This is a genomic window from Aeromonas sp. 604443, from assembly GCF_049170315.1.
Lineage (GTDB): Bacteria > Pseudomonadota > Gammaproteobacteria > Enterobacterales > Aeromonadaceae > Aeromonas > Aeromonas veronii_A.
The window spans coordinates 402,427-425,998 of record NZ_JAAKMI010000003.1 but is presented as its reverse complement, the minus strand read 5'-3'; the positions used below and the strand labels follow the sequence as shown (position 1 = coordinate 425,998).

The 23,572-nt window shown below is 60.4% G+C and carries 27 protein-coding genes; 15 read left to right on the top strand and 12 right to left on the bottom strand.

Going from position 1 to position 23,572, the window contains the following annotated elements; genetic code table 11:
* Positions 1-71 precede the first annotated feature (71 nt).
* The 4 genes from G5380_RS07455 to G5380_RS07440 all read left to right on the top strand — a co-directional run bounded on the left by G5380_RS07455 (position 72) and on the right by G5380_RS07440 (position 5,099).
* Positions 72-920, top strand: coding sequence for an MIP/aquaporin family protein (locus tag G5380_RS07455; protein ID WP_005350866.1), 849 nt, complete (start codon positions 72-74; stop codon positions 918-920).
* A gap of 54 nt (positions 921-974) precedes the next feature.
* Positions 975-2,477, top strand: coding sequence for a glycerol kinase GlpK (gene glpK, locus G5380_RS07450; RefSeq protein WP_204477386.1), 1,503 nt, complete (start codon positions 975-977; stop codon positions 2,475-2,477).
* A gap of 217 nt (positions 2,478-2,694) precedes the next feature.
* Positions 2,695-4,671, top strand: coding sequence for a methyl-accepting chemotaxis protein (locus tag G5380_RS07445; protein ID WP_227342410.1), 1,977 nt, complete (start codon positions 2,695-2,697; stop codon positions 4,669-4,671).
* Positions 4,672-4,865: 194 nt separating this feature from the next.
* The gene (locus tag G5380_RS07440; RefSeq protein ID WP_019446771.1) at positions 4,866-5,099 is read left to right on the top strand and encodes a hypothetical protein; all 234 of its coding nucleotides are present in this window, start codon (positions 4,866-4,868) and stop codon (positions 5,097-5,099) included.
* A 171-nt stretch (positions 5,100-5,270) separates the two neighbouring features.
* On the opposite strand, the gene G5380_RS07435 is transcribed toward G5380_RS07440, so the two are convergent.
* Complete coding sequence (locus G5380_RS07435; RefSeq protein ID WP_266135070.1) at positions 5,271-6,173, bottom strand: LysR substrate-binding domain-containing protein; 903 nt, start codon at positions 6,171-6,173, stop codon at positions 5,271-5,273.
* A 194-nt stretch (positions 6,174-6,367) separates the two neighbouring features.
* On the opposite strand from G5380_RS07435, the gene G5380_RS07430 reads away from it, so the two are divergent.
* From G5380_RS07430 to G5380_RS07400, 7 genes are all read left to right on the top strand, one after another.
* Complete coding sequence (locus G5380_RS07430; RefSeq protein WP_266135071.1) at positions 6,368-6,766, top strand: DUF6404 family protein; 399 nt, start codon at positions 6,368-6,370, stop codon at positions 6,764-6,766.
* Positions 6,753-7,115, top strand: coding sequence for a VOC family protein (locus G5380_RS07425; protein WP_266135072.1), 363 nt, complete (start codon positions 6,753-6,755; stop codon positions 7,113-7,115). The genes G5380_RS07430 and G5380_RS07425 overlap by 14 nt, the downstream gene beginning before the upstream one ends.
* 265 nt (positions 7,116-7,380) lie before the next feature.
* A complete protein-coding gene (locus G5380_RS07420; protein WP_266135073.1) occupies positions 7,381-7,971 on the top strand; it encodes a HEPN domain-containing protein in 591 nt (196 codons plus the stop codon).
* Between the two features lie 209 nt (positions 7,972-8,180).
* Positions 8,181-8,477 (top strand): putative quinol monooxygenase, encoded by a 297-nt coding sequence (locus G5380_RS07415; protein WP_064336428.1) that lies wholly within the window; start codon positions 8,181-8,183, stop codon positions 8,475-8,477.
* A gap of 65 nt (positions 8,478-8,542) precedes the next feature.
* Positions 8,543-9,346, top strand: a complete 804-nt coding sequence (dkgB, locus tag G5380_RS07410; RefSeq protein WP_216953294.1) for a 2,5-didehydrogluconate reductase DkgB — start codon at positions 8,543-8,545, stop codon at positions 9,344-9,346.
* 487 nt (positions 9,347-9,833) lie between these two features.
* A complete protein-coding gene (locus G5380_RS07405) occupies positions 9,834-11,012 on the top strand; it encodes an MFS transporter (RefSeq protein WP_201995468.1) in 1,179 nt (392 codons plus the stop codon).
* Between the two features lie 167 nt (positions 11,013-11,179).
* On the top strand, positions 11,180-11,851 hold the full coding sequence (locus tag G5380_RS07400; RefSeq protein WP_266135075.1) for an NAD(P)H-dependent oxidoreductase: 672 nt from the start codon (positions 11,180-11,182) through the stop codon (positions 11,849-11,851).
* Positions 11,852-11,964: 113 nt separating this feature from the next.
* On the opposite strand, the gene G5380_RS07395 is transcribed toward G5380_RS07400, so the two are convergent.
* From G5380_RS07395 to G5380_RS07360, 8 genes are all read right to left on the bottom strand, one after another.
* Positions 11,965-12,573: a DoxX family protein gene (locus G5380_RS07395; RefSeq protein ID WP_064338242.1), complete on the bottom strand. Its 609-nt coding sequence runs from the start codon at positions 12,571-12,573 to the stop codon at positions 11,965-11,967.
* The gene (locus G5380_RS07390; RefSeq protein WP_421352588.1) at positions 12,570-13,364 is read right to left on the bottom strand and encodes a putative DNA-binding domain-containing protein; all 795 of its coding nucleotides are present in this window, start codon (positions 13,362-13,364) and stop codon (positions 12,570-12,572) included. Before G5380_RS07390 ends, G5380_RS07395 begins: the two co-directional genes overlap by 4 nt.
* The gene (locus G5380_RS07385; protein ID WP_421224347.1) at positions 13,357-14,214 is read right to left on the bottom strand and encodes a DUF692 domain-containing protein; all 858 of its coding nucleotides are present in this window, start codon (positions 14,212-14,214) and stop codon (positions 13,357-13,359) included. The genes G5380_RS07390 and G5380_RS07385 overlap by 8 nt, the downstream gene beginning before the upstream one ends.
* Complete coding sequence (locus G5380_RS07380; protein WP_201955840.1) at positions 14,202-14,537, bottom strand: hypothetical protein; 336 nt, start codon at positions 14,535-14,537, stop codon at positions 14,202-14,204. Before G5380_RS07380 ends, G5380_RS07385 begins: the two co-directional genes overlap by 13 nt.
* Positions 14,530-15,489: an MBL fold metallo-hydrolase gene (locus tag G5380_RS07375; protein ID WP_042081514.1), complete on the bottom strand. Its 960-nt coding sequence runs from the start codon at positions 15,487-15,489 to the stop codon at positions 14,530-14,532. The genes G5380_RS07380 and G5380_RS07375 overlap by 8 nt, the downstream gene beginning before the upstream one ends.
* Positions 15,490-15,638: 149 nt before the next feature.
* Positions 15,639-15,749: a cytochrome bd-I oxidase subunit CydX gene (gene cydX / locus G5380_RS07370; protein ID WP_005337572.1), complete on the bottom strand. Its 111-nt coding sequence runs from the start codon at positions 15,747-15,749 to the stop codon at positions 15,639-15,641.
* Between the two features lie 16 nt (positions 15,750-15,765).
* Positions 15,766-16,905, bottom strand: a complete 1,140-nt coding sequence (gene cydB, locus G5380_RS07365; RefSeq protein WP_421352587.1) for a cytochrome d ubiquinol oxidase subunit II — start codon at positions 16,903-16,905, stop codon at positions 15,766-15,768.
* Positions 16,905-18,476, bottom strand: a complete 1,572-nt coding sequence (locus G5380_RS07360) for a cytochrome ubiquinol oxidase subunit I (protein WP_421352586.1) — start codon at positions 18,474-18,476, stop codon at positions 16,905-16,907. Before G5380_RS07360 ends, cydB begins: the two co-directional genes overlap by 1 nt.
* 122 nt (positions 18,477-18,598) lie before the next feature.
* Between G5380_RS07360 and G5380_RS07355 the strand changes: the two genes are divergently transcribed.
* Complete coding sequence (locus tag G5380_RS07355) at positions 18,599-20,014, top strand: PLP-dependent aminotransferase family protein (protein WP_421352585.1); 1,416 nt, start codon at positions 18,599-18,601, stop codon at positions 20,012-20,014.
* 93 nt (positions 20,015-20,107) lie between these two features.
* Here G5380_RS07355 and G5380_RS07350 read toward each other — a convergent pair whose 3' ends face one another.
* Together G5380_RS07350 and G5380_RS07345 are read right to left on the bottom strand one after the other, a co-directional pair.
* Entirely contained in the window at positions 20,108-20,566 is a 459-nt protein-coding gene (locus G5380_RS07350) for a GNAT family N-acetyltransferase (protein ID WP_101531498.1), read from the bottom strand.
* A 154-nt stretch (positions 20,567-20,720) separates the two neighbouring features.
* Positions 20,721-21,359 carry a tellurite resistance TerB family protein gene (locus G5380_RS07345; protein WP_421352584.1) on the bottom strand — a complete coding sequence of 213 codons (639 nt, stop codon included), beginning with the start codon at positions 21,357-21,359 and terminating at the stop codon, positions 20,721-20,723.
* A 141-nt stretch (positions 21,360-21,500) separates the two neighbouring features.
* On the opposite strand from G5380_RS07345, the gene G5380_RS07340 reads away from it, so the two are divergent.
* The 3 genes from G5380_RS07340 to rsmS all read left to right on the top strand — a co-directional run bounded on the left by G5380_RS07340 (position 21,501) and on the right by rsmS (position 22,545).
* A complete protein-coding gene (locus G5380_RS07340) occupies positions 21,501-21,803 on the top strand; it encodes a hypothetical protein (RefSeq protein WP_088869296.1) in 303 nt (100 codons plus the stop codon).
* Between the two features lie 20 nt (positions 21,804-21,823).
* Positions 21,824-22,294, top strand: a complete 471-nt coding sequence (locus tag G5380_RS07335) for an acyl-CoA thioesterase (RefSeq protein WP_216963462.1) — start codon at positions 21,824-21,826, stop codon at positions 22,292-22,294.
* A 95-nt stretch (positions 22,295-22,389) separates the two neighbouring features.
* A complete protein-coding gene (rsmS, locus tag G5380_RS07330; protein ID WP_080768580.1) occupies positions 22,390-22,545 on the top strand; it encodes a pleiotropic regulatory protein RsmS in 156 nt (51 codons plus the stop codon).
* Positions 22,546-22,622: 77 nt separating this feature from the next.
* On the opposite strand, the gene G5380_RS07325 is transcribed toward rsmS, so the two are convergent.
* Entirely contained in the window at positions 22,623-23,465 is an 843-nt protein-coding gene (locus tag G5380_RS07325) for a LysR family transcriptional regulator (protein ID WP_101531500.1), read from the bottom strand.
* Between the last annotated feature and the right edge of the window lie 107 nt (positions 23,466-23,572).

Here is a 23,572-nt window from a genome sequence, read left to right as displayed (position 1 = left end):
CAGCAACGGATAGACACAAAAAGATAGAACGGAACATCAAACCTCTACGGGTGGATATAAGGAATAAAAGTATGAGCATACAAAGACCCAATACCCTGCTTGGCGAGTGCATCGCCGAGTTTATCGGAACCGGCCTGCTGATATTTTTCGGCGTCGGATGTGTGGCGGCACTGGTGCTGGCTGGCGCCAACTTCGGGCAGTGGGAAATCTCCATTACCTGGGGTCTGGGTGTGGCCATCGCCATCTATGTCACCGGCGGCATTTCAGGTGCCCACCTGAACCCGGCTGTAACCCTGGCGCTGATGACCTTCTGCGGGTTCGACAAGCGCAAGGTAGTGCCCTACATCATCGCCCAGATGGCCGGTGCCTTCTGCTTCGCCGCCCTTGTCTACTTCCTTTATGGTAACCTTTTCACCCAGTGGGAAGTGACCCATAACGTGGTGCGCGGCAGCGTCGAGAGCCTCGGCACCGCCGGGATCTTCTCCACCTATCCCAATGCCCTGCTGACCAACATGCAAGCCTTCGCCGTCGAGCTGGTGATCACCGCCGTCCTGATGCTGGGCATCATGGCGCTGGGTGACAACAACAATGGCGCCCCCAAAGGCTTCGCTGCCGCTCTGCTGATCGGTATCCTTATCGCGGTGATCGGCGCCTCCCTTGGCCCGTTAACCGGTTTTGCCATGAACCCGGCCCGTGACTTTGGTCCGAAACTGTTCGCGTTCTTTGCTGGCTGGGGTGATGTTGCCCTGACCGGTGGTCGTGACAACCCCTACTTCTGGGTCCCGATCCTTGGTCCCATCGTTGGCGCCCAGATTGGTACCGCTCTGTATGTCAAAGTGCTGGCTCCCTGCGTCCCGGGCAACCGTGTCGTCACCACCGAGCAAGCTACCCAAACCGCCAAAGAAGAGGCTGCCGCATAAGAGCGGCCCCCTCCAACGTATAAAAACGTGGAAAATAGAAACGTGGAGAACATCATGTCTGCTGAAAAGAAATATGTCGTCGCTCTGGACCAGGGAACCACCTCTTCCCGCGCCATCGTGTTTGATCAGGATGCCAACATTGTCGGTACCTCCCAGCGCGAATTCACCCAGCACTACCCGAAAGCGGGTTGGGTAGAGCACGACCCGATGGAGATCTGGGCGACCCAATCCTCCGTCTTTACCGAAGTGCTGGCCAAGACCGGCCTTCGCAGCGAAGAGATCGCCGCCATCGGTATCACCAACCAGCGTGAAACCACCGTTGTCTGGGAAAAGGCCACTGGCAAACCCATCTACAACGCCATCGTCTGGCAGTGCCGCCGCACCGCAGCCATCTGCGAAGAGCTGAAAGCACGCGGTCTGGAAGAGTACGTCCGTGAAAACACCGGTCTGGTGCTGGATGCCTACTTCTCCGGTACCAAGGTGAAGTGGATCCTCGACAACGTGGAAGGTGCCCGCGAGAAGGCAATGAACGGCGAGCTGCTGTTCGGCACCATCGACACCTGGCTGGTCTGGAAAATGACCAATGGCGAAGTGCACGTCACCGACCCGACCAACGCCTCCCGTACCATGCTCTACAACATCCGCGAGCTGAAGTGGGACGAGAAGATGCTGGACGAGCTGGGCATCCCCATGTCCATGTTGCCGGAAGTGAAACCCTCTTCCGAAGTGTACGGCTACACCACCCGTGGCGGCGGCTCCCGCATCCCCATCGCCGGTATTGCCGGTGACCAGCAGTCTGCCCTGTTTGGCCAGCTCTGCTTTGAAAAAGGGATGGCCAAGAACACCTACGGCACCGGCTGCTTCATGCTGATGAACACCGGCACCGAGCCGGTTCGCTCCAGCAACGGCCTGCTGACTACCGTTGCCATCGGCCCGAAAGGGGAAGTGAACTACGCGCTGGAAGGTGCGGTGTTTATGGGCGGCGCCACCATCCAGTGGCTGCGTGACGAGCTGAAGATCATTCACGATGCCCGCGATACCGACTACTTCGCCTCCAAGGTGGGTGACACCAACGGCGTCTATCTGGTACCGGCCTTCGTCGGCCTAGGCGCGCCCTACTGGGATCCCTATGCTCGCGGCACCATGGTCGGCCTGACCCGTGGCGCCAACCGCAACCACATCATCCGTGCCGCGCTGGAATCCATCGCCTATCAGAGCCGCGATGTGCTGGATGCCATGCAGCAAGACTCCGGCATCAAGCTGGCTGCGCTGAAAGTAGACGGCGGCGCCGTGGCCAACGACTTCCTGATGCAGTTCCAGGCTGACATGATGCACACCCCTGTGGTGCGTCCGACCCGCATCGAGACCACCGCCATGGGCGCCGCCTTCCTAGCGGGTCTGGCAGTCGGCTTCTGGAAGAGCTCCGACGAGCTGGAAGACAAGTTCAGCGTGGACCGCGAGTTCATCCCGCAGATGGACAGAGACGATCGCGCCAAGCGCTACAACGGCTGGAAAAAAGCGGTTGAGCGTTCACGCCGTTGGGCTGAAGAGGATTGATCGGGCTCCCGACATTCCGTTGAGATAAACACCAAGGAGGCCGACCATCACGTCGGCCTCTTTTTGTCTACCCCTTGCCGACCCTCCCCTCCCGTTGCTCCCCCTGTTTTTATCTGGTGAATCTTGTTCTCACCAACCGTCACAACACAATTGAGTTCTCTATCTATAATCATCATCTGGGTCGCATATGCGGCCTTTCTTTATGGAGGAGAGAAATATGGAGAGGGCGATACACCGTTTTACACTGCACTCACTCTGGTCAGGGCTCGGGATCCGCACCCGGATCCTCTCCGGCGTAGCGATACTGATGGTTATCGCCATCAGTTGCATCACCCTGATCCTCGAGCAGATATCCCACACGCAGGCACAGCAGCGGGTCGAACGCTATGAGCTGCCAAGCAGTGTGGACCGCATTGCCAACCAGCTGACCGCCCAGCTGACCCAGCACCTGACAGAGGCGCAAGCGCTCGCCAGCAACAGCTTCGTCATCGACTGGCTGACCGCTGGCATGCCAGAAGCTGAGTGGCCCGAGATGGAGCGCTACTTTCAGGCTCTGCAACGACGTCTCGGCGGTAACGTCTTTATTGCCCCTCGCCAGACCAACACCTTGCTCAACTTCAGTGACGGCCCCACCGCCCAGAAAGCGCTGAGCGAGTCAGACCCGAAAGATGAGTGGTTTTACGGTTTTCTCCAGCGCAATCAACCTTACGAACTGAACCTCGACATCTCCGATTTCAACCAGCGAGCCTCCCTCTATATCAACACCGCCGTCACCCACGAGGGCAATACCCTGGCGGTGGCCGGTACCTCCATCGACATGAGCACCCTGAGCAAGCTCATCAGCAGCTATCGGATCGGCAAGAGCGGTCAGGTCTATCTGGCGGACATGGAAGGCAATATCGAGATCCACCCCGCACTGGAGCAAAAAGATGCCGCTCACCATCAACAATCCTTTCTCGATACCGTCAAACGGCTTATCCCCAAGGCTGGGGAACAGGTGGCAGTTGAGGCACTGACGCTGGAGGGAGAAACCTACCTTCTTGCTGTACGCTACATCCCCACCCTCAACCGGCTGCTGATTGGCGAGATCAACAGCGCCGAGTTGGAAGAGGGATTACATGAGTCACGCCAGCTCATCATCATGGTGTCGCTCGCCATCGGCACTCTGGCGATGCTGGCCTCCGCCTGGTTGGCTCACTCCATCAGTCGCCCGATTCGTCAGGCTGCCGATGGCATGCACCACATCACCGCCGATCGGGATCTGGCGACCCGCCTCGACTTCTCCGACGAGTCGGAGCTGGGCCAGATGGCCCAGAGCTTCAACCGGCTGATCCAGAGTCTTAACCAGAGCTTCTCCCGCTTCCAACAATCGGGGAGTGCCCTCTCCGCCCAATCCTCGCAAACCCTTCATCAGGCGCAGGCACTGGCGGGAGAAGCGTGCCAGCAGGCAAGGAGCATCCAAGAACTGACCAATGTAGTCGCTGCTATCGGCAGCAATGCCGAGCAGATCGCCAGCCGTTCCGAGGGGGTCAGCGACGTGACCCGGCGCATCGCTGACCATATGCTCAGTGTCGAACAGGATGTGATCCAGAGTGCCGATCGTCTCGATACTTTGCGCAGCAGCATCGGCACCTCGTCCGCGCTGCTTGAAGAGGTGGTCAAGGACAGCAACAACATCACCCAGATCATGAACCTCATCCGCGATGTCTCGAACCAGACCAACCTGCTGGCCCTCAATGCCGCTATCGAGGCTGCCCGGGCAGGGGATATGGGGCGGGGCTTTGCGGTGGTGGCCGACGAGGTGCGCCAACTGGCGGTGCGCACCCAGACCGCCACCAAGGATGTGCAGGATCTTATCTTGCGTCTGCAGGAGGGTACCCGGCAGGCCAGCAGCTCGATGGCAGGCTCCCACACCCTGAGCGAAGAGGGCTATAGCCGGATGCATCAAGCCAGAGAGGTGCTGGTCGATGCCACCAGCCAAATTAACCAGACAGCAAGGGAACTCAACGAAATCAGCGCGCTGGCACAAGCTCAGGATCAACAGATGGGGCAAGCCAGAGCTGCGCTTGACGAGCTCGCCATGGTGGCCGAGCATCAGCGTGAACACGCAGAGGAGAGCAATGCCGCCAGCCGCGAACTGTTCGAACTGGCCAAAGCCATCGACGAGCAGATCCGCCAATACCGGATTGGCTAGACCCGGTGCTTCCCCCTCTCCCTCTCAATAACCAAGACGCCACCGCAGGGTGGCGTTTTCATTTTGCAAATCATTTTGCCTGCGCTCTCGAAACGGGAATGACGACAAGACTTGCAAGCCATTGATAATTAACATGAAAAAAATGTGGAATGGCCATTGCTTAGTGATATCAGACTCAACAGAGGGATATCGCCATGAAACCGACCACCAATCAAGCGCCCGTAGCCCACGTCGCCACTCAAAAAGAGACCCTGACCCCCCGCGAAGGCACCTTCCTGATGATGGTGGCCCAACTGGTGGTGCTCACCTGCATCGTACTGGCCGCCACCGTCGGCGGCCTCTCCTGGCAGTGGACCCTGCTGCTGGCCATTCCACCGGTGATCGGCGGCGCCCTGCTCAGCCGGGTATGGGGCAAATTGCCCCGCTAACTGCGCTTCAGCTCACACACCTTCCCGAACCGGCGGCCGACCCTCAAGTCGGCCGTCTGTTTATCTGCCGCCTGGCTCATGCTGATTGGCCGCAACGAAGGCGCGGCTTGTTTTTCGTTAAGCAAACCGCAACGACGAACCGTTCAAACAAACCGCACAAACCAACCTGAACTACAGGGTATGGCTGCCCAGCTGCTCTTTGAGAAAATCGAGCCAGACCCGCAGCCGGATATCCCGCTGGGCATCGGAGTAGAAGACCGCATTGATGGGGCGCGAGGCGCCACTGTTGCTGCGGGCCAGCACCTCCACCAGCGCGCCGCTCTCCCGATCCGGCCCGGTCATGAAATCTGACAGACAGACGATCCCCTGCCCCGCCAACGCCAGCTGACGCAAGGTTTCGCCGCTGCTGGCTCGCAGGCTGGGGGTAATGGCAAAGCGATCCCCCTGCTCGGCACTGAGCAGCGGCCAGTGGTTGAGGTGATCGGGATGCAAAAAGCCGAGCAGCTCGTGACCGCTCAGCAGATCCGCCGGTTGGCGCGGGGTGCCGCGCTCGCTCAAATAGCCAGGGGAAGCCAGCAGCCGCAACCGCGAACGGCCCAGTGGCAGTGCGCGCAGTGAGGAGTCGGTCAGCTCGCCGATGCGGATGGCCATGTCCACCCGCCGCTCCATCAGATTGATAAAGCCCTCCGAACTGTGCAGCTGCAACTCGATGGCAGGGTAGCGGCGGCGAAACTCGCCGATGATCGGCACCAGCCGGTGCAGAATAAAGGGGGTAGCGGCATCTACCCGCAAGATCCCCTCTGGTTGCTCCCGGCGCATCAGCAGATGCCCCTCCGCCTCGCTCATCTCGGTCAGGATCTTCACCGCCCGCTGATAGAACCAACTCCCCTCCTCGGTCAGACTGACCCGGCGGGTGGTGCGATTGAGCAAAACGGTTGAGAGCTTCTCCTCCAGCCGCTTGATGCCACGGCTCACCACCGAGTTGTCCATGCCGAGGTTCTCCGCCGCCTGGCGAAAACTGCCCGCCTCCACCACCGCCACAAACAGGGTCAGTTCATCAGAATGGGTCTTCATTGCTGTTATCCGGACAAGAGTAATGGGCCTTTATAGGCGCAGCCGCTGTGGATTGGCAAGCGTGCGGTGAGGCCAGTTCTTTTTTCTACAGAAAAAGAACGTGACCGCGAGCCCACATCATGCCCGCGATTTGTCAGTACAATGCAGCCTGAAAAGCACCGTATGACACCACTTATTTCACAAGGATGAATACCATGACATTTGAAGAGCGGCTGGCCGCCGCCCATCAGGAGCTGGCTAACAAAGGGGTATGGCAGTCCAACTACAATCCCCCCTTGTTCTGGTTGTTGCGCCAACTGGGTTGGTCTGTCAAACCGCCACATTACGAGAGCTGGCTTACCAACTTTCTGGTATTTGGCATCGGCCTTGGACTGATCTGGAGCATACTGTTGTGGTTTTTCAGCTGGCAACCCATGGGAATGGATCTGCTATTTGCTCTACGTCAAACCGCATTTTTTGCGGGATTTATCGGCCTCATTATGGCCAGTGTCCTCAGGTTACGGCATAAGCAACTTAAACTGACCCCGTGGGAACAACTTGCTGAGCCCAGCGATGCTGATGATGAGGGAGACGAACTGAATGAAAGCCCATGAAAAACTGGACTATGTGGAGTTTGCTGCGCGAGATCTTGCCGCTACCAAGGCATTCTTTCAGGCCGTATTTGGCTGGCAATTTGTCGATTACGGCCCCGACTACTGCGCCTTTGCCGATGAGGAGCTGGATGGCGGCTTCTATCGGGCGGATCAGTGCAACCTGACAGATCAGGGCGGCGCCCTGCTGGTCTTCTACAGCGCAGATATTGAAGCGACCCAAGCCAAGGTGAGCCAACACGGAGGCATCATCAACCGCCCTCTTTTCGATTTTCCCGGTGGCCGTCGTTTCCACTTCGTTGAGCCCAGCGGCAATGAGTTTGCCGTCTGGGCTGAACCGGCTTGTGCGTGATGGGTTAGTGGGAGAAGCATCCACACGATGCGCCCCAACAATATCCATAATCAGCCGTGATCTCTTACAAATATCTAAAAATACTAATTAATAACTTGTTTTGTGATCTTGCCGATGCAATTCTTTGGAAACAATGAAGTATCATCGACATTCAATGCTAATGTTTGTTATTAGCATGATGCTGCTCTTGTATATATGTTTTTCATATCCATACATTGAATACCAACCATACAATATTTAAATACCGTTTTATCTGGAAGGGATTATGTCAAAAGCAATTCAAGGATTTGAATACGCAATAAAGGATGCTGAAGAGTTATTAGCCCATTTTGATAGTGTAAATGCAAACCCACCTCCACCAAACAGCGAAGTACTAAAACGAGCAGGACTTGTAATGGCACTCACTGCATGGGAAACCTATGTAGAAGATCGTGTTGTCGAAGAAATGCATAAAAAGCTTGCGATTGTTCAAGGTAGCTATCTTGGTGATTTTATATTAAAAAAACTTCATGCAGATTTGAAAACATTCCACAACCCTAGCTCCGATAAAACAAAACGAATTTTTCAAGACTATTTAGGGTTTGATGTCACTGAAGGGTGGCGGTGGTCAAATTACGAGCCAGATAAAGCCAGATCAACATTGAATCAATGGATTAAGAAGCGTGGGGATGCAGCCCATCGTTCAAAACCTATAAACTCAGGAATTCCATCAGCTCATTTGATTAAACGTGACGAACTTGAAAAAGTAATCAGATTTATAAAAGACTTGGTGAAGGCCACCGACAACTATGTCAATGAAAAGATAGATCAGCACCATGCTTCTGTTTTTGAGAGACAGCATCAGATATCAAGCTAAACAACTGAAAAAAAGTGCTGTATCTTGGCGATTCCATAATAACTACGCAAGTCTATACAGCTCTAACTATCACTTGACACCGACTTTGTCGGTGTCATTTATCGGATCCCATTGCTGCTCTCCCCTCAATACTGTTTTGCGACCAGCGCCCTGTTTCCAGCAAGTCACGACAAGCATACTGACCCTTCGTTTTTGCCAAGGAGGTTCAGATGTCATCACCCGTGATTGTGATTGCCCAGCTTGAAGCCAAACCCGAATTCGCCGCCCAGTTTCGCGCCGCCCTTGAGCCGCTGATTGCGGCCACGCTGCAAGAGGCGGGCTGCCAGCGCTATCAGTTGCACCAAGACTTGGACAATCCCCACAGCTGGATGCTCTACGAAGTGTGGGAGAGCGAAGCGGCCCTCACCGCCCATCAGGGCCAACCCCACTTTACCGAATTTGTCGCCAAGGCCGAGCCCTGGTTTGCCAGCAGCACCATTCGCCGCTATCAGCCACTGGGCGCCTGACTGGCCCTAGAGCCTGTTTCTGTTCAGCCCATCAAGGGCCAACCACCACCCCATTGAGGAATAAGATGATCAATATGCCACCCATGGGTCTGGGCACCTTCCGCCTGAAGGGCGAGCCGCTGCTTGCCACCCTGACCAACGGTCTGGAGCTGGGCTATCGCCATATCGATACCGCCCAGATCTATGACAACGAAGCCGAAGTCGGCGCCGTGCTGACCCGCAGCACTGTTGCCCGCCACGAGATCTACCTGACCACCAAGGTGTGGACCAGCGAGTTTGGCCCGGGCAAGGTGCTCCCGAGCCTGGAGGTAAGCCTGGAAAAACTGGGCACTGACTATCTGGATCTGGCGCTGATCCACTGGCCCTCCCCCAAGGATGAGGTGCCGATGGCAGTCTATCTGGAGCAGTTGACCGAGGCCAAGGCCCGGGGCCTGACCCGGGAGATCGGGGTCTCCAACTTCACCGTGGCCCAGCTCAAACAGGCTATCGAGATTTTGGGGCCTGGGGCCATCGCCCACCAGCAGATCGAGGTTCATCCCCTGCTGCAAAACCGCAAGGTGGTCGAGTTCTGCAAAGCTAACGGTATCGCCGTCACCGCCTATATGCCGCTCGCCTATGGCAAGGTGCTGAGCGAGCCGCTGCTGATGGAGATTGGCAAACGCCACGGGGTATCGGCTGCACAGGTGTCGCTGGCCTGGCTGCTGGCGCAGGACATGACAGTGATCCCGAGCTCCACCAAGCGGGAGAATCAGGCTGCCAATCTGGCCGCTCTCGATATCGCCTTGAGCAGCGAGGAGATGGCCGCCATCGCCACGCTGGATCGGGGTGAGCGCTGCGCCAACCCGGACTTTGCACCAGATTGGGATTAAACGGGAAGGGAGACATGGGCTCTCTTGCTTCGACGGCGGATACCGGCAACTCTAACGAGCCTATTGCAACTGCGAACTATCCCCTCTCCCGACGGGAGAAGGGTGCAAATAACGCTCAACGACATTTTTCAGCAAAATCGGGAGGTATCATGCCTCCCGCTTTTTTTGCCCTTTCATCTCACTCGTTGCTCATTCCCCCACGCACAGCAGGTTCAGCCAACCCTGTCTCCTTCCATTACCCCCGCCCCCGTTTCCTCTTTATACCCTACTCGCTCAACACGCTTTGTCTCTGCTTTCCAGTCACTTCGATCTCATCTCTCTTCCCCCCTCTTTGCGGCCACTCTTGTCTCTCCCATTCCCCTCCTACTCATCGCCATTGCTGCTGATTTGGCAAAAGTAATTTGATGTCACCGTCATTTTTGCCAACAAAACCCATCGGCATACTGGCGCCATTCTCCCGTCGGGAGTCCCTAACCAAGGAGTTGTTATGCCACTGGCGTTATTTGCCCTTACCCTGAGTGCCTTTGCGATAGGCACCACCGAATTTGTGATCGTGGGGCTTATCCCCACCATTGCCGAGCAGCTCAATGTCTCGCTTCCCTCGGCGGGCCTTCTGGTCAGCCTCTATGCCCTTGGCGTAGCCATCGGCGCCCCCGTGCTCACAGCGCTGACCGGCAAGGTGCCGCGCAAGTGGCTGCTGGTAGGGCTGATGGCGCTCTTTACCGCCGGCAACCTGCTGGCCTGGCAGGCCCCCGGTTACGAGAGCCTGATTGTGGCCCGCATCCTGACCGGATTGGCGCACGGGGTCTTCTTTTCGGTAGGCAGCACCATCGCCACGGGTCTTGTGGCCAAAGAGAAGGCAGCGAGCGCCATCGCCATCATGTTCAGCGGCCTTACCGTGGCGCTGGTGACAGGCGTACCGCTCGGCACCTGGATTGGTCAGGTCTTTGGCTGGCGTGAAACCTTTCTGGTGGTAAGCCTGCTGGGCCTCATCGCCATGGTGGGTAGCCTGCTGCTGATCCCGGGCAACCTGCCCAAGGGAGCAGCCTCGACCATCCGCGAGCAACTCTCGGTACTGACCAAGAAGCCGCTGCTGCTGGTCTACGCCAAGACCGCCCTCGGTTATGGCGGCGCCTTCACCGCTTTCACCTTCCTCGCCCCCATCCTGCAGCAGGTGAGCGGCTTTAGCGCCGGTGCGGTGAGCCTGATCCTGCTGGTGTACGGGGTATCGGTCGCCATCGGCAATATCTGGGGTGGCAAGCTGGCCGACAAGATGGGTCCCCTGCCGGCGCTCAAGCTGCTGTTTGCCGGTCTGGCGCTGGTGCTGCTGGCCCTCACCTTCACCGCCCCCCATCCGGTGCTGGCCGTGCTGACCGTGCTGGTGTGGGGCGCCTTTGCCTTCGGCAACGTGCCGGGTCTGCAGGTGCTGGTGGTCAAACAGGCCGAGCTGCACACCCCCAAGGCGGTGGATGTGGCCTCCGGCCTCAATATCGCCGCCTTCAACGTTGGCATCGCGCTGGGCTCCGTCGTCGGTGGCCTGGTGGTGGAGCACCTCGGCCTGATGCACACCCCCTGGATCGGCGCCCTTATCGTACTGCTGGCCTACGGACTGACCCATGTCAGCGAGCGCCGCGAAGCCGTCCGGCTCGCCGCCTGTCAGGCATAAGCTGCGCCAGCAGGCGTCACGCAAGGGCGTGGCGCCTGCTGCAATCGGTGCGGCAGGCTTCTATGCTGTGACACAGCGTCAACCCGGCAACTATTTCAGCAACTGTTTCAGTCACTTTTTCAGTAACCAAGCCTGTCACCCTCGCATCATTTGCCACGGAGTCTGTTATGAAGGTGCTTATCGTCTATGCCCATCCCGAACCCAAAAGTTTCAACGCTGCCCTCTTCTGCCACGCCATCAGGGCGCTGGAGCAGGCGGGCCACACGGTGATGACCAGCGATCTCTATGCCATGGGCTTTGATCCCGTCTCGGATCGGCGCAACTTCACCGCCGCCAGCGATCCCGATTTTCTCAAGCTGCAGCTTGAAGAGCTGGCTGCCACCGAGCAGGGCAGCTTCGCCCCGCTGCTGGAGCAGGAGATGCAAAAGCTGGAGGCGGCCGATCTGCTGATCTTCCAGTTCCCGCTCTGGTGGTTTGGTCTGCCCGCCATCCTCAAGGGGTGGGTGGATAGAGTCTTTGCCATGGGGCGGGTCTACGGTCAGGGTCATATCTACGAGAGCGGCAAGTTTCGCGGCAAGCGGGCGTTGCTGAGCCTCACCACCGGCGGCCCTACCGAGACCTATCTGCCCGACGGCTTCAACGGCGATATCGACGGGGTGCTGCGCCCCATCCAGCGCGGGATCCTGCAATTTGTCGGCTTCGATGTGCTGCGCCCCCATATCTGTTATGCACCGGTGCGGGTCTCGCAAGAAGAGCGGGAAGCCTGGCTCGCTCAGTGGGCCGAGCGCCTTGGCCAGATTGAGCAGGAGTCCCCCATCGCAGTCGGCCGCTACCAGTAGCGGCTGACGCAGCTGACACTCTCCCCACACAGCACAAAAACAGCGAGCGGCCCTCGGCCGCTCGCTGTTTTTCACGCTCTGTCGTTATGGTTTTTGTTATCCGTGGGCAAGCATTATGCCGCCTGTTGCACGCCTGCTTTGCCGGTCACCGCCCGCTTGAGCCAGTAGTCGAGGCTAACATAGCGGCCACCGCCGTAAACCAGCAGCACCAGCAGCATCACAAAGTAGGTGGCGGCAAACTCCATCCCGTTGTTGAGCATCACGGGATCCCCGAGCTCGGTGATGTAGTTGTAGCGACCGGGGAAGTTGGCGGCCAGCCACTCGATAAAGCCGTTGAGGCGCAAGGTGGCCTCCATGCTGCCGGTGGCGATGGCGTCCCAGCCGTGCTTCCAGTGCACCATGGCACTCGCCACGCTCATCAGAAAGATGGTGGGAATAGCCATGATGCGGGTAAAGAGGCCAAGGGCGATGCAGATGCAGCCCAGCACCTCGGTCCCCGCCGCCAGAAAGGCGAGCAGGGTCGGGAACGGCAAGTTGAGCCCCCCTTCCGAGACCGGGGCGCCAAACCAGGCGACCGTGCCGGCAAAGCCCATCACCTTGGAGTGGGCCCCCACATAGATGACCGGAATGAGATAGAGGCGAATGGCCAGCAGGGCCAGAAAATCGAGCCGCTTGCACTGGGCCACCGCCCGCTCGTACCACTGGATAAGGGTGTTGTTCATGGGAATTCTCCTTGGTGTTTGCTAAATGAGGGCAAGGGCGCGCCAGGCTGGCGCTCACCGACGGGCAGGGTAAGCAGACCCAGCCGGTAAAAATGGCGTGCCCACTCGATCAGATCAAAGTCGCTGCGAACCTGTTGCACCTGTTGCTGGAACGCGGCTTGGCTAATCCCCGGCTGCTGTTGCAGCAATTGGATCAGCGCCACGTCCCATTCGCGCAACCGCTGGGTCACCACCTGATGATCCGGACTGCGAAACAGGCCATAGAAGTGGTTGCCCTGCCGGGTCGGCACCACGCCGCTGCGACGAATGGCAAAGGGGAGCTCTAGCAGTTGCAGGGTAGGGTTGAGCACAAGCGAACTCTCCGCCGTCACCTCAACCCCCGATATAACTTGCGGCACTACCCCTTCATCAATCTCGACACAGAGGCAGGCCCACTCGTACTCCAGCAGCGCCAGCCGCTGCCTGGGCCAGTTGAGAGAGCCCTCTCCGTGCCGATGCTGCACATAGCGAACAAACTCGGTGGCGATATGGTGAAACTCGGGGGCCTCGGCGCCGTGCGCGATAACAAAGCCCTCCACCAGCTGCCCTCTGTCCACCGGCGCCCAGTGAGCGTGGGTGAGCGGAAAAGCGCTCTCCAGCACCGACTCCACATTGGCGCGCACGCTGCGGGCATAGTGGCTGGCGATGCCATCCTGCGGCAGCCGCACCCGGCTCGCCAGCCAGGCGGTCTGCTGCTGCATTCGCTGCGGCGCCGTTTTGGACGTGCTGATAAGAGATAACCGTCTATCCATAGCGCACCTCCCGCACCAGACTGTCGATCGCCTCGCAACAGGCGCCGTGCACCCGCGCCAGCTCGGCCTCCAGCTCTGCCAGCGGTGGTAGATGGTGATCCCGCTCCAGCAGCAGGGGGCGCAGGCCATGGGTCTGCACCGTATAACGGGCCAGCGCCACCACCTCCTCGCACACCGGTTTGCCGTGGGTATCTAATAAAGTGCCATCCGCCTCTTCCAGATGACCGGCGATATGGAAATAGCGGATCGCACTGCCCGGCAGCCCGGCGATCATCCGCTTGGGGCAGTAACCGTGGTTGCGGCTGTTCACAAAGACGTTGTTGATATCGAGCAGCAGCTCGCAGCCGCTGCGCGCCACCAGCTCGGCGAGAAAATCCTCCTCCGGCATCTCGTGGTCATAGCCGTGGTAGTAGGAGATATTTTCCAGCACCAGCGGGCGGGCCAGCGCCTCCTGCACCTGCGCGATCCGCTCTGCCAGATAGGGGATGTTCTCCCACTGGCGCGGCACCGGTAAGAGCTCATAGAGATAGCCCTGCTGGTCGCGGGAAAAGCTCAAATGCTCGCTGTAGATCCCGATGCCGAACTCATCCAGAAAGGTGCGGATCTGGCCAAGCAAAGTGCGGTTGAGGGGCTGACAATCGCCGAGGGAGAGGCTGAGGCCGTGGGCCACCAGCGGGTAACGCTCGGCCAGCTGATGCAGCTGCTCGCGCCTGGCGCCGCCAATGGCCATCCAGTTCTCCGGCGCCAGCTCGAGAAAGTCGATGCCGGGGCGGACGGGGCCGGAGCAGAGCGCATCCAGATGCTCCTGCCGCAGCCCGATCCCCCGACTGCGGGAGCTTATTGGCCGCATACCCCCTCCGTCATCTTGCTGCCGCTGTTGGAACCGGATCTGTCGTCATCAATCCCCTCGCCCGCCACGCCACACTTGCCGTCGCGGGCGCGCACCAGCCGGCCTTGCGGATCGCTGTCGAGGGCTTGTTTTTCAAAGCGCTTCTCGGTGCCGCACTTGCCCGCCGCGCACTTGCCGCCATGCTGTTCGCTGGGGGCGGCCTTGACCGGCGCATCGCTCGGGGTGGCCGCCAGCGCCAGTCCCGGAGTGAGGGCAATCAGGCTGGTCATGGCGATGGAGAGGGTCAGTTTGCCAGTGGTTTTGTTGCTGCTTGAGTTACTCATGGGCGGACTCCTTGACGGATGAAACGGGGTAACTGGAGAGATCGCGGGCGGCCACGATCTGACCGTGGAACTGCTGTTTGACGATGGCCATCGCCTCTTTCTTGTGATTGAGGCCGACCCCCATCCAGTGGTTGAGCACCAGCAGCTTGGGGTTCACCTCGGCGGCAATTTTGGCCACCACCGATGGCTTGGCATGAAGCGAAGCCGAAACCGGGTCGGCCCCCTCGTGGATGGCGAGCGGCATCACCAGAATGTCGGCCCCCTTGGCAAACGGCACAAAGGCCGGGTTGCTGCCGTTCTGATCCGCCGAGATAACGATGGTCCCCTCGGCGCTCTCGATGCGATAGGCCAGACAGGGCACGTCACCGTGGGGGATGCCGAGCGCGGTGATGGTCAGCCCATCCTGCTGATAGACGGTGTGGGGCTGCGGGCTCTGGTAGGGCACATCGTGCAAGGTGATGGGGAAGAGGCCATCGGTGCCATCCTTGAAGCCGCTCAGGTAGGCATAAGCGCCCTTGTCCTTGTTGAAGAGGGCATCAAAGTAGCCGCTCATGCTGGGGAAGGCCGAGCCGGCCTCTGGCCCCGCCAGATCCAGCGGATCGCTGCGCTCGAAGAAGTAGGCCCCCTTGAGCAGGGCGGGCAGGTCGGTCACATGATCGGTGTGAAAGTGGGTGATGCCGATAAAATCGACCTCTTCGAGCTTGGCCCCCGCCTGGCCGAAGCGCAGGTAGACGCCGCCACCGGCATCGATCAGGATGCGGGATTTCCCCTTCCACCAGATCACCTCGCTGGAGGAGGCACGCAGGTCGTCGGAGATGGGGCCGCCACTGCCGAGCACCTGCAGGGTGAAGGTTTTATCCAGTGGCGTCAGTTGTACCGGTTCGGCACAGGCCGGGGCGACGGTGAGCGCGCACCCGATGGCCAGCGCCACCGCTTTCAATCTCTGTTTCATCACAATTACCTGTCGGTTGGTTGTCGGTTGAAAGTGTGTCGTTTGTGTCGTTTGTGTCGTTTGTGTCGTTTAAAGAGGGGGGATAGAGGGGCCGATGGCGACGAGTGAACGCCAGCCACCGGCCATGGCGGGGCGCGAGCCCCCCGCCGTCAGTTACCGTCCCGTTCGTCCGCCTGCCAGCGCGCTTCCAGCCAGAGCAGGTTGCACAGGCCTAGCAGCAGGGCGAATCCGAGGCCCAAAATCCAGGTGAAGTACCACATAGCAGATCCCTTGAGGTCAGTAGAGTTGATGGCTGTCGCGCTTGATGCGGGCACGGTCGAGCTTGCCGCGCACCACCCGATAGACCCAGCCGGTGTAGCCCAGGTTGACCGGCATCAGCACCAGCACGAGGCCGAACATGATGGCCAGGGTCTTGTAGCTGGAGGTGCTGTCCCACAGGGTCAGGCTGCTGACCGCATCGAGGGATGAGGGCAGCACGAAGGGGAACAGGGCGATGGCTACCGAGCAGAGCATGGCGGCGCAGGCGATGGCGCTGGCCAGCAGCGCAATCCGGCCCCGCTCCAGCCAGGAGGCAATCCCGCTCACCAGCGGCGCCAGCGTCCCGATGATCGGCACCAGCCACAGCAGCGGATAGTCAAAGTAGTTGCGCAGCCAGCCTCCGGCGTGGGGGATCACCCCCTTCATCAGCGGGCTGATGGCAGCATTCGGGTCAAAGGGTTGTGTGCCGACACCGGTCAGCTGAAACCCTTGCAGATCCACCAGATGCCAGCCGGCCAGCAGGTAGCAGAGGCTCACCAGCGGGGCCAGCAGGATGGCGATCCCCCGTGCGCGCAGCGCAGGGGTGCCGGTCACCTTGGTTTGCAGAAAACCGGCGCCGTGCAGCAGCAACAGACTGATGGCAGTGGCCAGCACCGAGAGCAACCAGCCCCACTGGAAGTCGAAGGCGCCGTAGTGCAGGCGCAGCGCCGTGTCGAAGCGAAACGGCAGCCCCTCCATCACCAGACCGATAGCCGCACCGAGGATGAGCGCCGGTATCAGGCCACCCGCCACCAGCGCCCGATCCCACCAGCGGCGCCAAACCGGATCGGCCAGCTTGCTGCGATAGTCAAAACCGACCGGACGCAAAAATAGCCCGAGCAGCAGCACCACCATGGGGATGTAAAGCCCCGAGAAGGCGGCGGCATAAACCAGCGGCCAGGCGGCGAACAGGGCACCGGCGCCGGCAATCAGCCACACCTGATTGCCCTCCCACACCGGTCCCACGCTGTTGATCACCAGACGGCGGTCGTCATCATCTTTCGACACCACCGGCAGCAGCATGGCGATGCCGAGATCGAAGCCATCCATCACGATAAAACCGACCATCATGAAGAGCACCAGCGCCCACCAGATGAGTTTCAGGGTTGCGTAATCCATCAGGCGATCCTCGCAAGTTCGGGTTGTTCACCGCTGTAGCGGCCGGTATGGAGAATGGCGGGCCCCTTGCTGATCACATGGCGCAACAGGAACAGCTCCACCACCAGCAACAGGGTGTAGATGGAACAGATGGCGATGAGGCTGAACCAGAGTTGGCCCGGCTGAAGCAAAGAGACCGAGGCCGAGACCGGCAGCACGTCGCTGATGGTCCAGGGTTGACGGCCGAGCTCGGCCACCAGCCAGCCCGCCTCGATGGCAATCCAGGGCAGCGGAATGCTCCAGAGCAGGGTCTTGAGCAACCGTGGCGAGTCTTGCAGCCGGTTGCGGCAGAGCTGGACAAAGCTCACCACCATCAGCCCCAGCATGGTGATGCCAAGCCCCACCATCACCCGAAAGCCCCAGAACAGCGACGCCACCGGCGGGATGGAGTCATCGACCGCTTTGGCAATCTCCGCCTCCCCCGCCTTGGCGATATTGCTGGCATAGGGGGTGAGCAGCAGACCGTAGCCGAGATCCTTGCCGTGCTGCTCGAAGCGGGCGCGGTTGGCCGGTGTATCAGCGCCCTGCCGGATCTGGTCGAGGGCCTCGGCCGCCACCATGCCGCTGCGAATACGCGCCTCGTTCTGCACCTTGATATCCTTGAGGCCGGTCACCGCCTCGTCGATGGAGCGGGTGGCGATGATCCCCATCAGATACGGGATCTTGATGGCGGCGTGTGTAGTCTCTCCCTGCTGATCCGGGAAGCCGAACAGGGTAAAGGAAGCTGGCGCTGGCTCGGTCTCCCACTCCGCCTCGATGGCGGCGAGCTTGACCTTCTGCACCTCGCCGGTGCGATAGCCCGACTCATCCCCGAGCACAATGACCGAGAGAATGGCTGCCAGCCCAAAGCCGGAGGCAATAGCGAATGAGCGCAGGGCAAACTGCACTTCCGTCTTGCGCAGCAGATACCAGCTGCTCACCCCCATCACGAACATGGAGGCGGCCACATAGCCCGCCGCAACGGTGTGAACGAACTTCACCTGAGCCACCGGGTTAAAGAGCACGGCGGCGATATCCACCAGCTCCATCCGCTGGGTCAACAGGTTGAACTCGGCCCCCACCGGGTTTTGCATCCAGCCGTTACCGATCAGGATCCAGAGCGCCGAGAGATTGGAGCCGAGCGCCACCAGCATGGTCACCAGCAGGTGCTTGCCGCGGGAGAGCTTGTCCCAACCGAAGAAGAAGAGCCCCACCAGGGTCGATTCGAGGAAGAAGGCCATCAGCCCCTCGATGGCCAGCGGAGTACCGAAGATGTCCCCCACATAGTGGGAGTAGTAAGCCCAGTTGGTGCCGAACTGAAACTCCATGGTGATCCCCGTGGTGACCCCCATGACGAAGTTGATGCCAAACAGTTTGCCCCAGAAGCGGGTGATGTCCTGATAGATCACCTTGCCGGTCATCACATAAGCCGACTCGGCGATCACCAGGATCCAAGACAGCCCCAGCGTGAGGGGCACAAACAGGAAGTGGAACAGGGCCGTGGCGCCAAATTGCAGGCGAGACAGGCTGACCACGTCATCCGGATTGATCATGCGTCACTCTCTTTTGTTGTATTTGCCTTGCACGTTTCGTGCGTGACAAGTACATCACGGAGCATGACACCTATAACAGATGCAGTTATATTGAATTACACCTATAACAGTTGATCCAGATCATGTCCCTTTACCAGCAGTTGGCCGACCGCCTGCAAAGCCAGATTGACGATGGTATCTGGCAACCGGGGGAGCGCATCCCCTCCATTCGCCAGAGCTGCAAGACCCACGGGCTCAGCCCCATGACGGTATTGCAGGCCTATCAACTGCTCGAAAGTCAGGGGCGGATCCTCGCCCGCCCCCAGTCCGGCTACTACGTCAAGGCCGCCTCACCACAGGTCGTGCAGCACACGCCGAGCCAGACCCACTACAGCGGCTCGGTGGATATCAACGATCTGGTGTTCGAGGTGTTGCAGGCGAGCAAATCACGGGATCTGGTGCCCCTTGGCATGTCGGTGGCCGACCCGACCCTGTTCCCCCATCCCCAGCTCGGGCGGGCGCTGGCCAGCTGCATGCGCAAGCTCGATCCCTTCAGCACGCTGGCCGACCTGCCCCCCGGCAACGAGGCACTGCGCCGCGCCATCGCCCAGCGCTACGCCAGTGACGGGGTGGCGGTCAATCCGCAGGAGATCATCATCACCACCGGCGCCATGGAGGCACTCTCCCTCAGCCTGCAGGTGCTGACCGAGCCCGGTGACTGGGTGGTGGTGGAGTCCCCCACCTTCTATGGCGCCCTGCAGGCCATCGAGCGGCTGAAACTCAAGGCGGTGGAGATCCCGGTCATCCCGGGGGTGGGCATCGATCTGGCGCTATTGGAAGACGCCCTCAGCCAGATGCCGATCAAGGCGTGCTGGCTGATGGGCAATGTGCAGCACCCGCTGGGCCACACCATGCCGGATGGTCACAAAGCGCAGCTGATGGCGCTGCTCAACAGCCATGGGGTGCCGCTGGTGGAGGATGACGTCTATGCCGAGGTCTACTTCGGCCGCGAGCGCCCCAAACCCATCAAGCACTGGGATCAGCGCGGTGACAGCCTGCTCTGCAGCTCCTTTTCCAAGTGTCTGGCACCGGGCTTTCGGGTCGGCTGGGTAGTGGCGGGGCCCCATGCCGAGCGGGTGCAGCGGCTGCAACTGATGTCCACCCTCTCCACCAATGTACCGAGCCAGCTGGCGCTGGCCGAGATGCTGCGCCAGGGCGGGGTCGATGCCCACTTTCGCCGCCTGCGCCACACCCTGGCCCAGCGCCAGCAGCAGATGCGGGCGGCCCTGCAACGGCTGTTGCCGGACGAGGTGCGGATCTCCTCCCCCGATGGCGGCTACTTCCTCTGGCTGGCACTGCCTGCCCATTTCGACAGCCGCGCCCTGCACGCCAAGGCTCTGGGCAGCGGTTTTTCAGTGGCCCCCGGCGCGCTCTTTTCCAGTCAGGGACAACACAATCACTGCCTGCGCCTCAACAGCTCCCATCCCTGGAGCGAACAGCTGGAGCAGGCCCTCACCCGGCTGGCCGCACTGATTGCCGCACAACTCGGTGAAAAGTAACGTGGCAAAGAGCCGCTGACGAAACGAACAAAGGCCCGTAACGGGCCTGTGTAGTTGGGGAGTGACGCGCCTTGGCTCGCCATCAGAAACTGGTTATCTGGCCATGATCTGCGACTGCACCTTGAAGCCCAGCGCCTCGTAGAGCGCTTGGGCACGCTCGTTGAAGGCCATCACCTCCAGCCGGATTTGCTGAGCATCACGGGCCTTGGCCCACTCATCGCAATGGGCGATCAGCGCCTTGCCAATCCCGCGGGAACGGTGCTGCTCATCCACCACCACCGAGCCGATGCGGCAAATCGGCGCACGGGTGAGAAAAGGCACGCTCTCATTGATGTCGATCCGCGCCGTCAAAAAGCCCACCACCCTGCCATCCTGCTCGGCAACGCAGAACAGACGCCCTTCTGCACCGATGGCGCCGAGCAGAAATGCCCGCTCCTCTGGCGAAGGGGGGCTGAACACTTCGGGATAGTGCTGATGGTGGATCTCTCCTATCTGCCGGTTCAGCTCGACAATGGCGTCGATATCCAGTTCGCTTGCCTTGCGTATCTCCAACGGTTGCTCCTTGCAAAAAGGGTGATAGTCCTGCGCCATCTTAGGAGCTGTGCCCCGCAATCCAAATAGGCTTATCCGCATCTTTTGACGAGCCGCAGAAACAACAACGCCCCTTGAGCGGGGCGTTATCGGCAATCCATGGCGGTGAGGGATATCAGGCGGGGGCGTTAAGCTGGGCCACCTGCCGCTCGATGCTCCCTTTGAGGTTGTCATCGAGCTTGAGGGCGCGCGCCAGCTCATCGAGATAGCCTCGCTCCATAAAGTGATCCACCTCGATGGCGAGCAGGGAGGCGAGATAGACCTCGGTGGCCAACTCCATGTCGGTCACTTCCCGTGCCAGCGTATGGGGATCGAGGGGGCGGGCCAGCTCGGCGTCAATCCAGCGGGCGACATCGCTCTGGCCCTGTTCGGTCAGGTACTCCTGAATTTTCTGACGCTCGGCGCCGTCGATATGGCCATCGGCCCGGGCCGCAGCCACCATGGCGCGCACCAAGAGGGCCGCACGGGCATCCAGCGCATTGCCTTCCAGCCCACTGATGGGATGGGTGGGCTGGGCCGGTGCCGCCTGCTGGGCCTGCCAATCCTGATAGAGCTTGTAGGCCAGCCCGCCAAGGGCCGCCGCGCCGCCCACGGCAGCGGCCTTGCCGCCATATTTGCGCACTTTTTTATTGCCCAGTAGCAGACCGAGCGCGCCACCGGCCAGCGCTCCCTGCATCTGCCCCTTGCGCTTGTCGCCGCCTTCGTTGAGCCAGCCTTTGCCAGCCCCCAGCAACTGTTCCAGCATCTGTTTCATCGTGACACCTCGCTATTGTTCGCCCCATGCTGGCGCTGGCGTCATGAACCAAGAGTGAATGGGCCCCATTATTGCGCCGTCCCCTGTGCATCCTGCCGCCATTCGCGGTATACCTGAAACAGGTCAACAAGGAGCATCAGGATGCGCATCATCACCCCTTTCGTGGTTCTGCTGTTGTGCGGCACTGCCAGTGCCGCCAGCGAGCTGGATCGCTCAGCCCAGCAGGCCAAGCTGGATGCCGCCTGCCAGCAAGCTCAGCAGCAACTGGTCGAGCAGGGCAAGCAACAGCGGATCGACGCCTGCATCAAGGAGGGCGGCAAGGCCGACAAGTGCCAGCAGGAGTTCGCCAGCTTCGGCCAGCGCGAGGGCAACAAGCGGCCCGACCTCAACAACCTGCCCCCCTGCCAACAGGCTGACGCCTACCGCAAGAGCTACCGTCAATGACCCCGAACCAAGGAGAGAGCATGATCCCCCCCCGCGAACTGACCCTGCAATTTCTGGCCGAACCCTCCGACGTCAATTTCGGCGGCAAGGTGCATGGCGGCATGGTGATGAAGTGGATCGATCAGGCGGGCTATGCCTGCGCCGCTGGCTGGTGTGGCGGCTATGCGGTGACCGTCTATGTAGGGGGGATCCGCTTTTTGCGCCCCATCCAGATTGGCCAACTGGTAGAGGTGCACGCCCAGGTGATCCACACCGGCACCACCAGCATGCATCTGGCGGTGGATGTCTACAGCCGCCATCCCACCGAGACCGAGCGCCACAAAACCACCCACTGCATCATCATCTTCGTGGCGATGGATGAGCACGGCAAGCCGACCCCAGTGCCCCAGTGGCAGCCGGTGAGCGAGAGCGATCTGCAGTTGCAGCAGTACGCCAAAAAGCTGATCGCCCTGCGCGAGGAGATCGACAAGGAGATGCGCCAGCACCTCTGACCTTGGTGATTCCCCTTCCCGATACAGCGGGCGCTTTCGGCCTGCGGCGGCGCCCCTGTATAATCCCCCCTCTTCCCGCAACCGGAACCCTGCCCATGTCACTGGAAACTGCCCCGCCCGAGGTAAAACTCGCGGTGGATCTGATTGAACTGCTGGAAACCAATGAGCTGGCTCCCGAGCTGGTGCTGGCGGCACTGGCCATTGTGAAACAGGATTACGAGCGCAAGCTGGCGGAGGGGAAGGATCACTGATCCCTCCCCGCACTTTTTCTGCCTTATCTTTCCGACGCCAGTTTTTCCCCACAGAAGTTTTTCCCCCACATAGCCACTCACTGCGGCCCCATCACCTCGTCGCACAGGGCGATTAGGGCCGCACTCAAGCGGGTGAGCGGCTCGCTCCCGCTTCCCCCGGCATGGAGCGCCAGCTCCACCGGCGCCACCTTGGGCCACTGGGTCAGGGCCAGCTGATCGGCGGGCATCAGCCGTTTGGGCAGCAAGCTCACCCCGATCCCCGCGCTCACCGCCCCCTGCAAACTGGCGAGGCTGGCGCTGACATAGGCGATACGCCAACGCCGCCCCAGACCATCGAGCGCCTCGGTCATCTGGCGCCGATAGAGCCCTTCGCTCGGGAACACCACCAGCGGCAGCGGATCCCGTTCCCGGGCGGGCCAGTCGCGGCTGTCGACCCACACCAGCGGCTCGCGCCAGCTGGCAAGGGGCGAACCCTGCCCCCGCGTCTGTTTGACCAGCGCCAGATCCAGCTCTCCCGCCTCGAAGCGCTGCCAGATCTCGTGGCTCAGGCCGCTCTCCACCTCCAGCCGCACCTCGGGGTAATCGCGGGCAAAGGCGGCCAGTACCGGGGTGATGGCACCGGCGGCGAAATCCTCCGGCACCCCGAGGCTGAGCGCCACGCTCCCTTCCGTCACTTGTTCTTCGGCCTGCGCCAGCAGCGCCAGAATGCGGCGGGCCAGCCCCAGCAATTTTTCCCCCTCCGCCGTCGCCACTACCCTTCGGCCAGCGCGATCGAGCAGCGGGCAGCCGAGCTGCTGCTCAAGGCGGCGGATCTGCTGGCTGATGGTGGATTGGGTCAGATGAACCCGTTCACCGGCGCGGGTAAAACTGCCGGTGTCGATAATGGCGACAAAACTGCGCAGCAACAGGGGATCCAGCATGGGGCACTCCATTTACAAAACCACTGAAAATCATTCTATCATTTAATTTCCAAATGACTTTTTTCGCCGCTAGGCTGGCATTTGTTCTGTCAAGTCAGGGTTTTTCA

What these genes read in the sequence shown, in the direction of transcription:
- G5380_RS07395 (WP_064338242.1), bottom strand. Translation starts at nt 12,573, where the DNA reads ATGAACAACACCCTTATCCAGTGGTACGAGCGGGCGGTGGCCCAGTGC.
- cydX (WP_005337572.1), bottom strand. Translation starts at nt 15,749, where the DNA reads ATGTGGTACTTCACCTGGATTTTGGGCCTCGGATTCGCCCTGCTGCTA.
- G5380_RS07445 (WP_227342410.1), top strand. Translation starts at nt 2,695, where the DNA reads ATGGAGAGGGCGATACACCGTTTTACACTGCACTCACTCTGGTCAGGG.
- dkgB (WP_216953294.1), top strand. Translation starts at nt 8,543, where the DNA reads ATGATCAATATGCCACCCATGGGTCTGGGCACCTTCCGCCTGAAGGGC.
- G5380_RS07385 (WP_421224347.1), bottom strand. Translation starts at nt 14,214, where the DNA reads ATGCGGCCAATAAGCTCCCGCAGTCGGGGGATCGGGCTGCGGCAGGAG.
- G5380_RS07400 (WP_266135075.1), top strand. Translation starts at nt 11,180, where the DNA reads ATGAAGGTGCTTATCGTCTATGCCCATCCCGAACCCAAAAGTTTCAAC.
- G5380_RS07405 (WP_201995468.1), top strand. Translation starts at nt 9,834, where the DNA reads ATGCCACTGGCGTTATTTGCCCTTACCCTGAGTGCCTTTGCGATAGGC.
- G5380_RS07455 (WP_005350866.1), top strand. Translation starts at nt 72, where the DNA reads ATGAGCATACAAAGACCCAATACCCTGCTTGGCGAGTGCATCGCCGAG.
- G5380_RS07440 (WP_019446771.1), top strand. Translation starts at nt 4,866, where the DNA reads ATGAAACCGACCACCAATCAAGCGCCCGTAGCCCACGTCGCCACTCAA.
- G5380_RS07375 (WP_042081514.1), bottom strand. Translation starts at nt 15,489, where the DNA reads ATGAAACAGAGATTGAAAGCGGTGGCGCTGGCCATCGGGTGCGCGCTC.
- glpK (WP_204477386.1), top strand. Translation starts at nt 975, where the DNA reads ATGTCTGCTGAAAAGAAATATGTCGTCGCTCTGGACCAGGGAACCACC.
- cydB (WP_421352587.1), bottom strand. Translation starts at nt 16,905, where the DNA reads ATGGATTACGCAACCCTGAAACTCATCTGGTGGGCGCTGGTGCTCTTC.
- G5380_RS07355 (WP_421352585.1), top strand. Translation starts at nt 18,599, where the DNA reads ATGTCCCTTTACCAGCAGTTGGCCGACCGCCTGCAAAGCCAGATTGAC.
- G5380_RS07345 (WP_421352584.1), bottom strand. Translation starts at nt 21,359, where the DNA reads ATGAAACAGATGCTGGAACAGTTGCTGGGGGCTGGCAAAGGCTGGCTC.
- G5380_RS07390 (WP_421352588.1), bottom strand. Translation starts at nt 13,364, where the DNA reads ATGGATAGACGGTTATCTCTTATCAGCACGTCCAAAACGGCGCCGCAG.
- G5380_RS07325 (WP_101531500.1), bottom strand. Translation starts at nt 23,465, where the DNA reads ATGCTGGATCCCCTGTTGCTGCGCAGTTTTGTCGCCATTATCGACACC.
- G5380_RS07340 (WP_088869296.1), top strand. Translation starts at nt 21,501, where the DNA reads ATGCGCATCATCACCCCTTTCGTGGTTCTGCTGTTGTGCGGCACTGCC.
- G5380_RS07435 (WP_266135070.1), bottom strand. Translation starts at nt 6,173, where the DNA reads ATGAAGACCCATTCTGATGAACTGACCCTGTTTGTGGCGGTGGTGGAG.
- G5380_RS07415 (WP_064336428.1), top strand. Translation starts at nt 8,181, where the DNA reads ATGTCATCACCCGTGATTGTGATTGCCCAGCTTGAAGCCAAACCCGAA.
- G5380_RS07420 (WP_266135073.1), top strand. Translation starts at nt 7,381, where the DNA reads ATGTCAAAAGCAATTCAAGGATTTGAATACGCAATAAAGGATGCTGAA.
- G5380_RS07380 (WP_201955840.1), bottom strand. Translation starts at nt 14,537, where the DNA reads ATGAGTAACTCAAGCAGCAACAAAACCACTGGCAAACTGACCCTCTCC.
- G5380_RS07430 (WP_266135071.1), top strand. Translation starts at nt 6,368, where the DNA reads ATGACATTTGAAGAGCGGCTGGCCGCCGCCCATCAGGAGCTGGCTAAC.
- G5380_RS07335 (WP_216963462.1), top strand. Translation starts at nt 21,824, where the DNA reads ATGATCCCCCCCCGCGAACTGACCCTGCAATTTCTGGCCGAACCCTCC.
- G5380_RS07425 (WP_266135072.1), top strand. Translation starts at nt 6,753, where the DNA reads ATGAAAGCCCATGAAAAACTGGACTATGTGGAGTTTGCTGCGCGAGAT.
- G5380_RS07360 (WP_421352586.1), bottom strand. Translation starts at nt 18,476, where the DNA reads ATGATCAATCCGGATGACGTGGTCAGCCTGTCTCGCCTGCAATTTGGC.
- rsmS (WP_080768580.1), top strand. Translation starts at nt 22,390, where the DNA reads ATGTCACTGGAAACTGCCCCGCCCGAGGTAAAACTCGCGGTGGATCTG.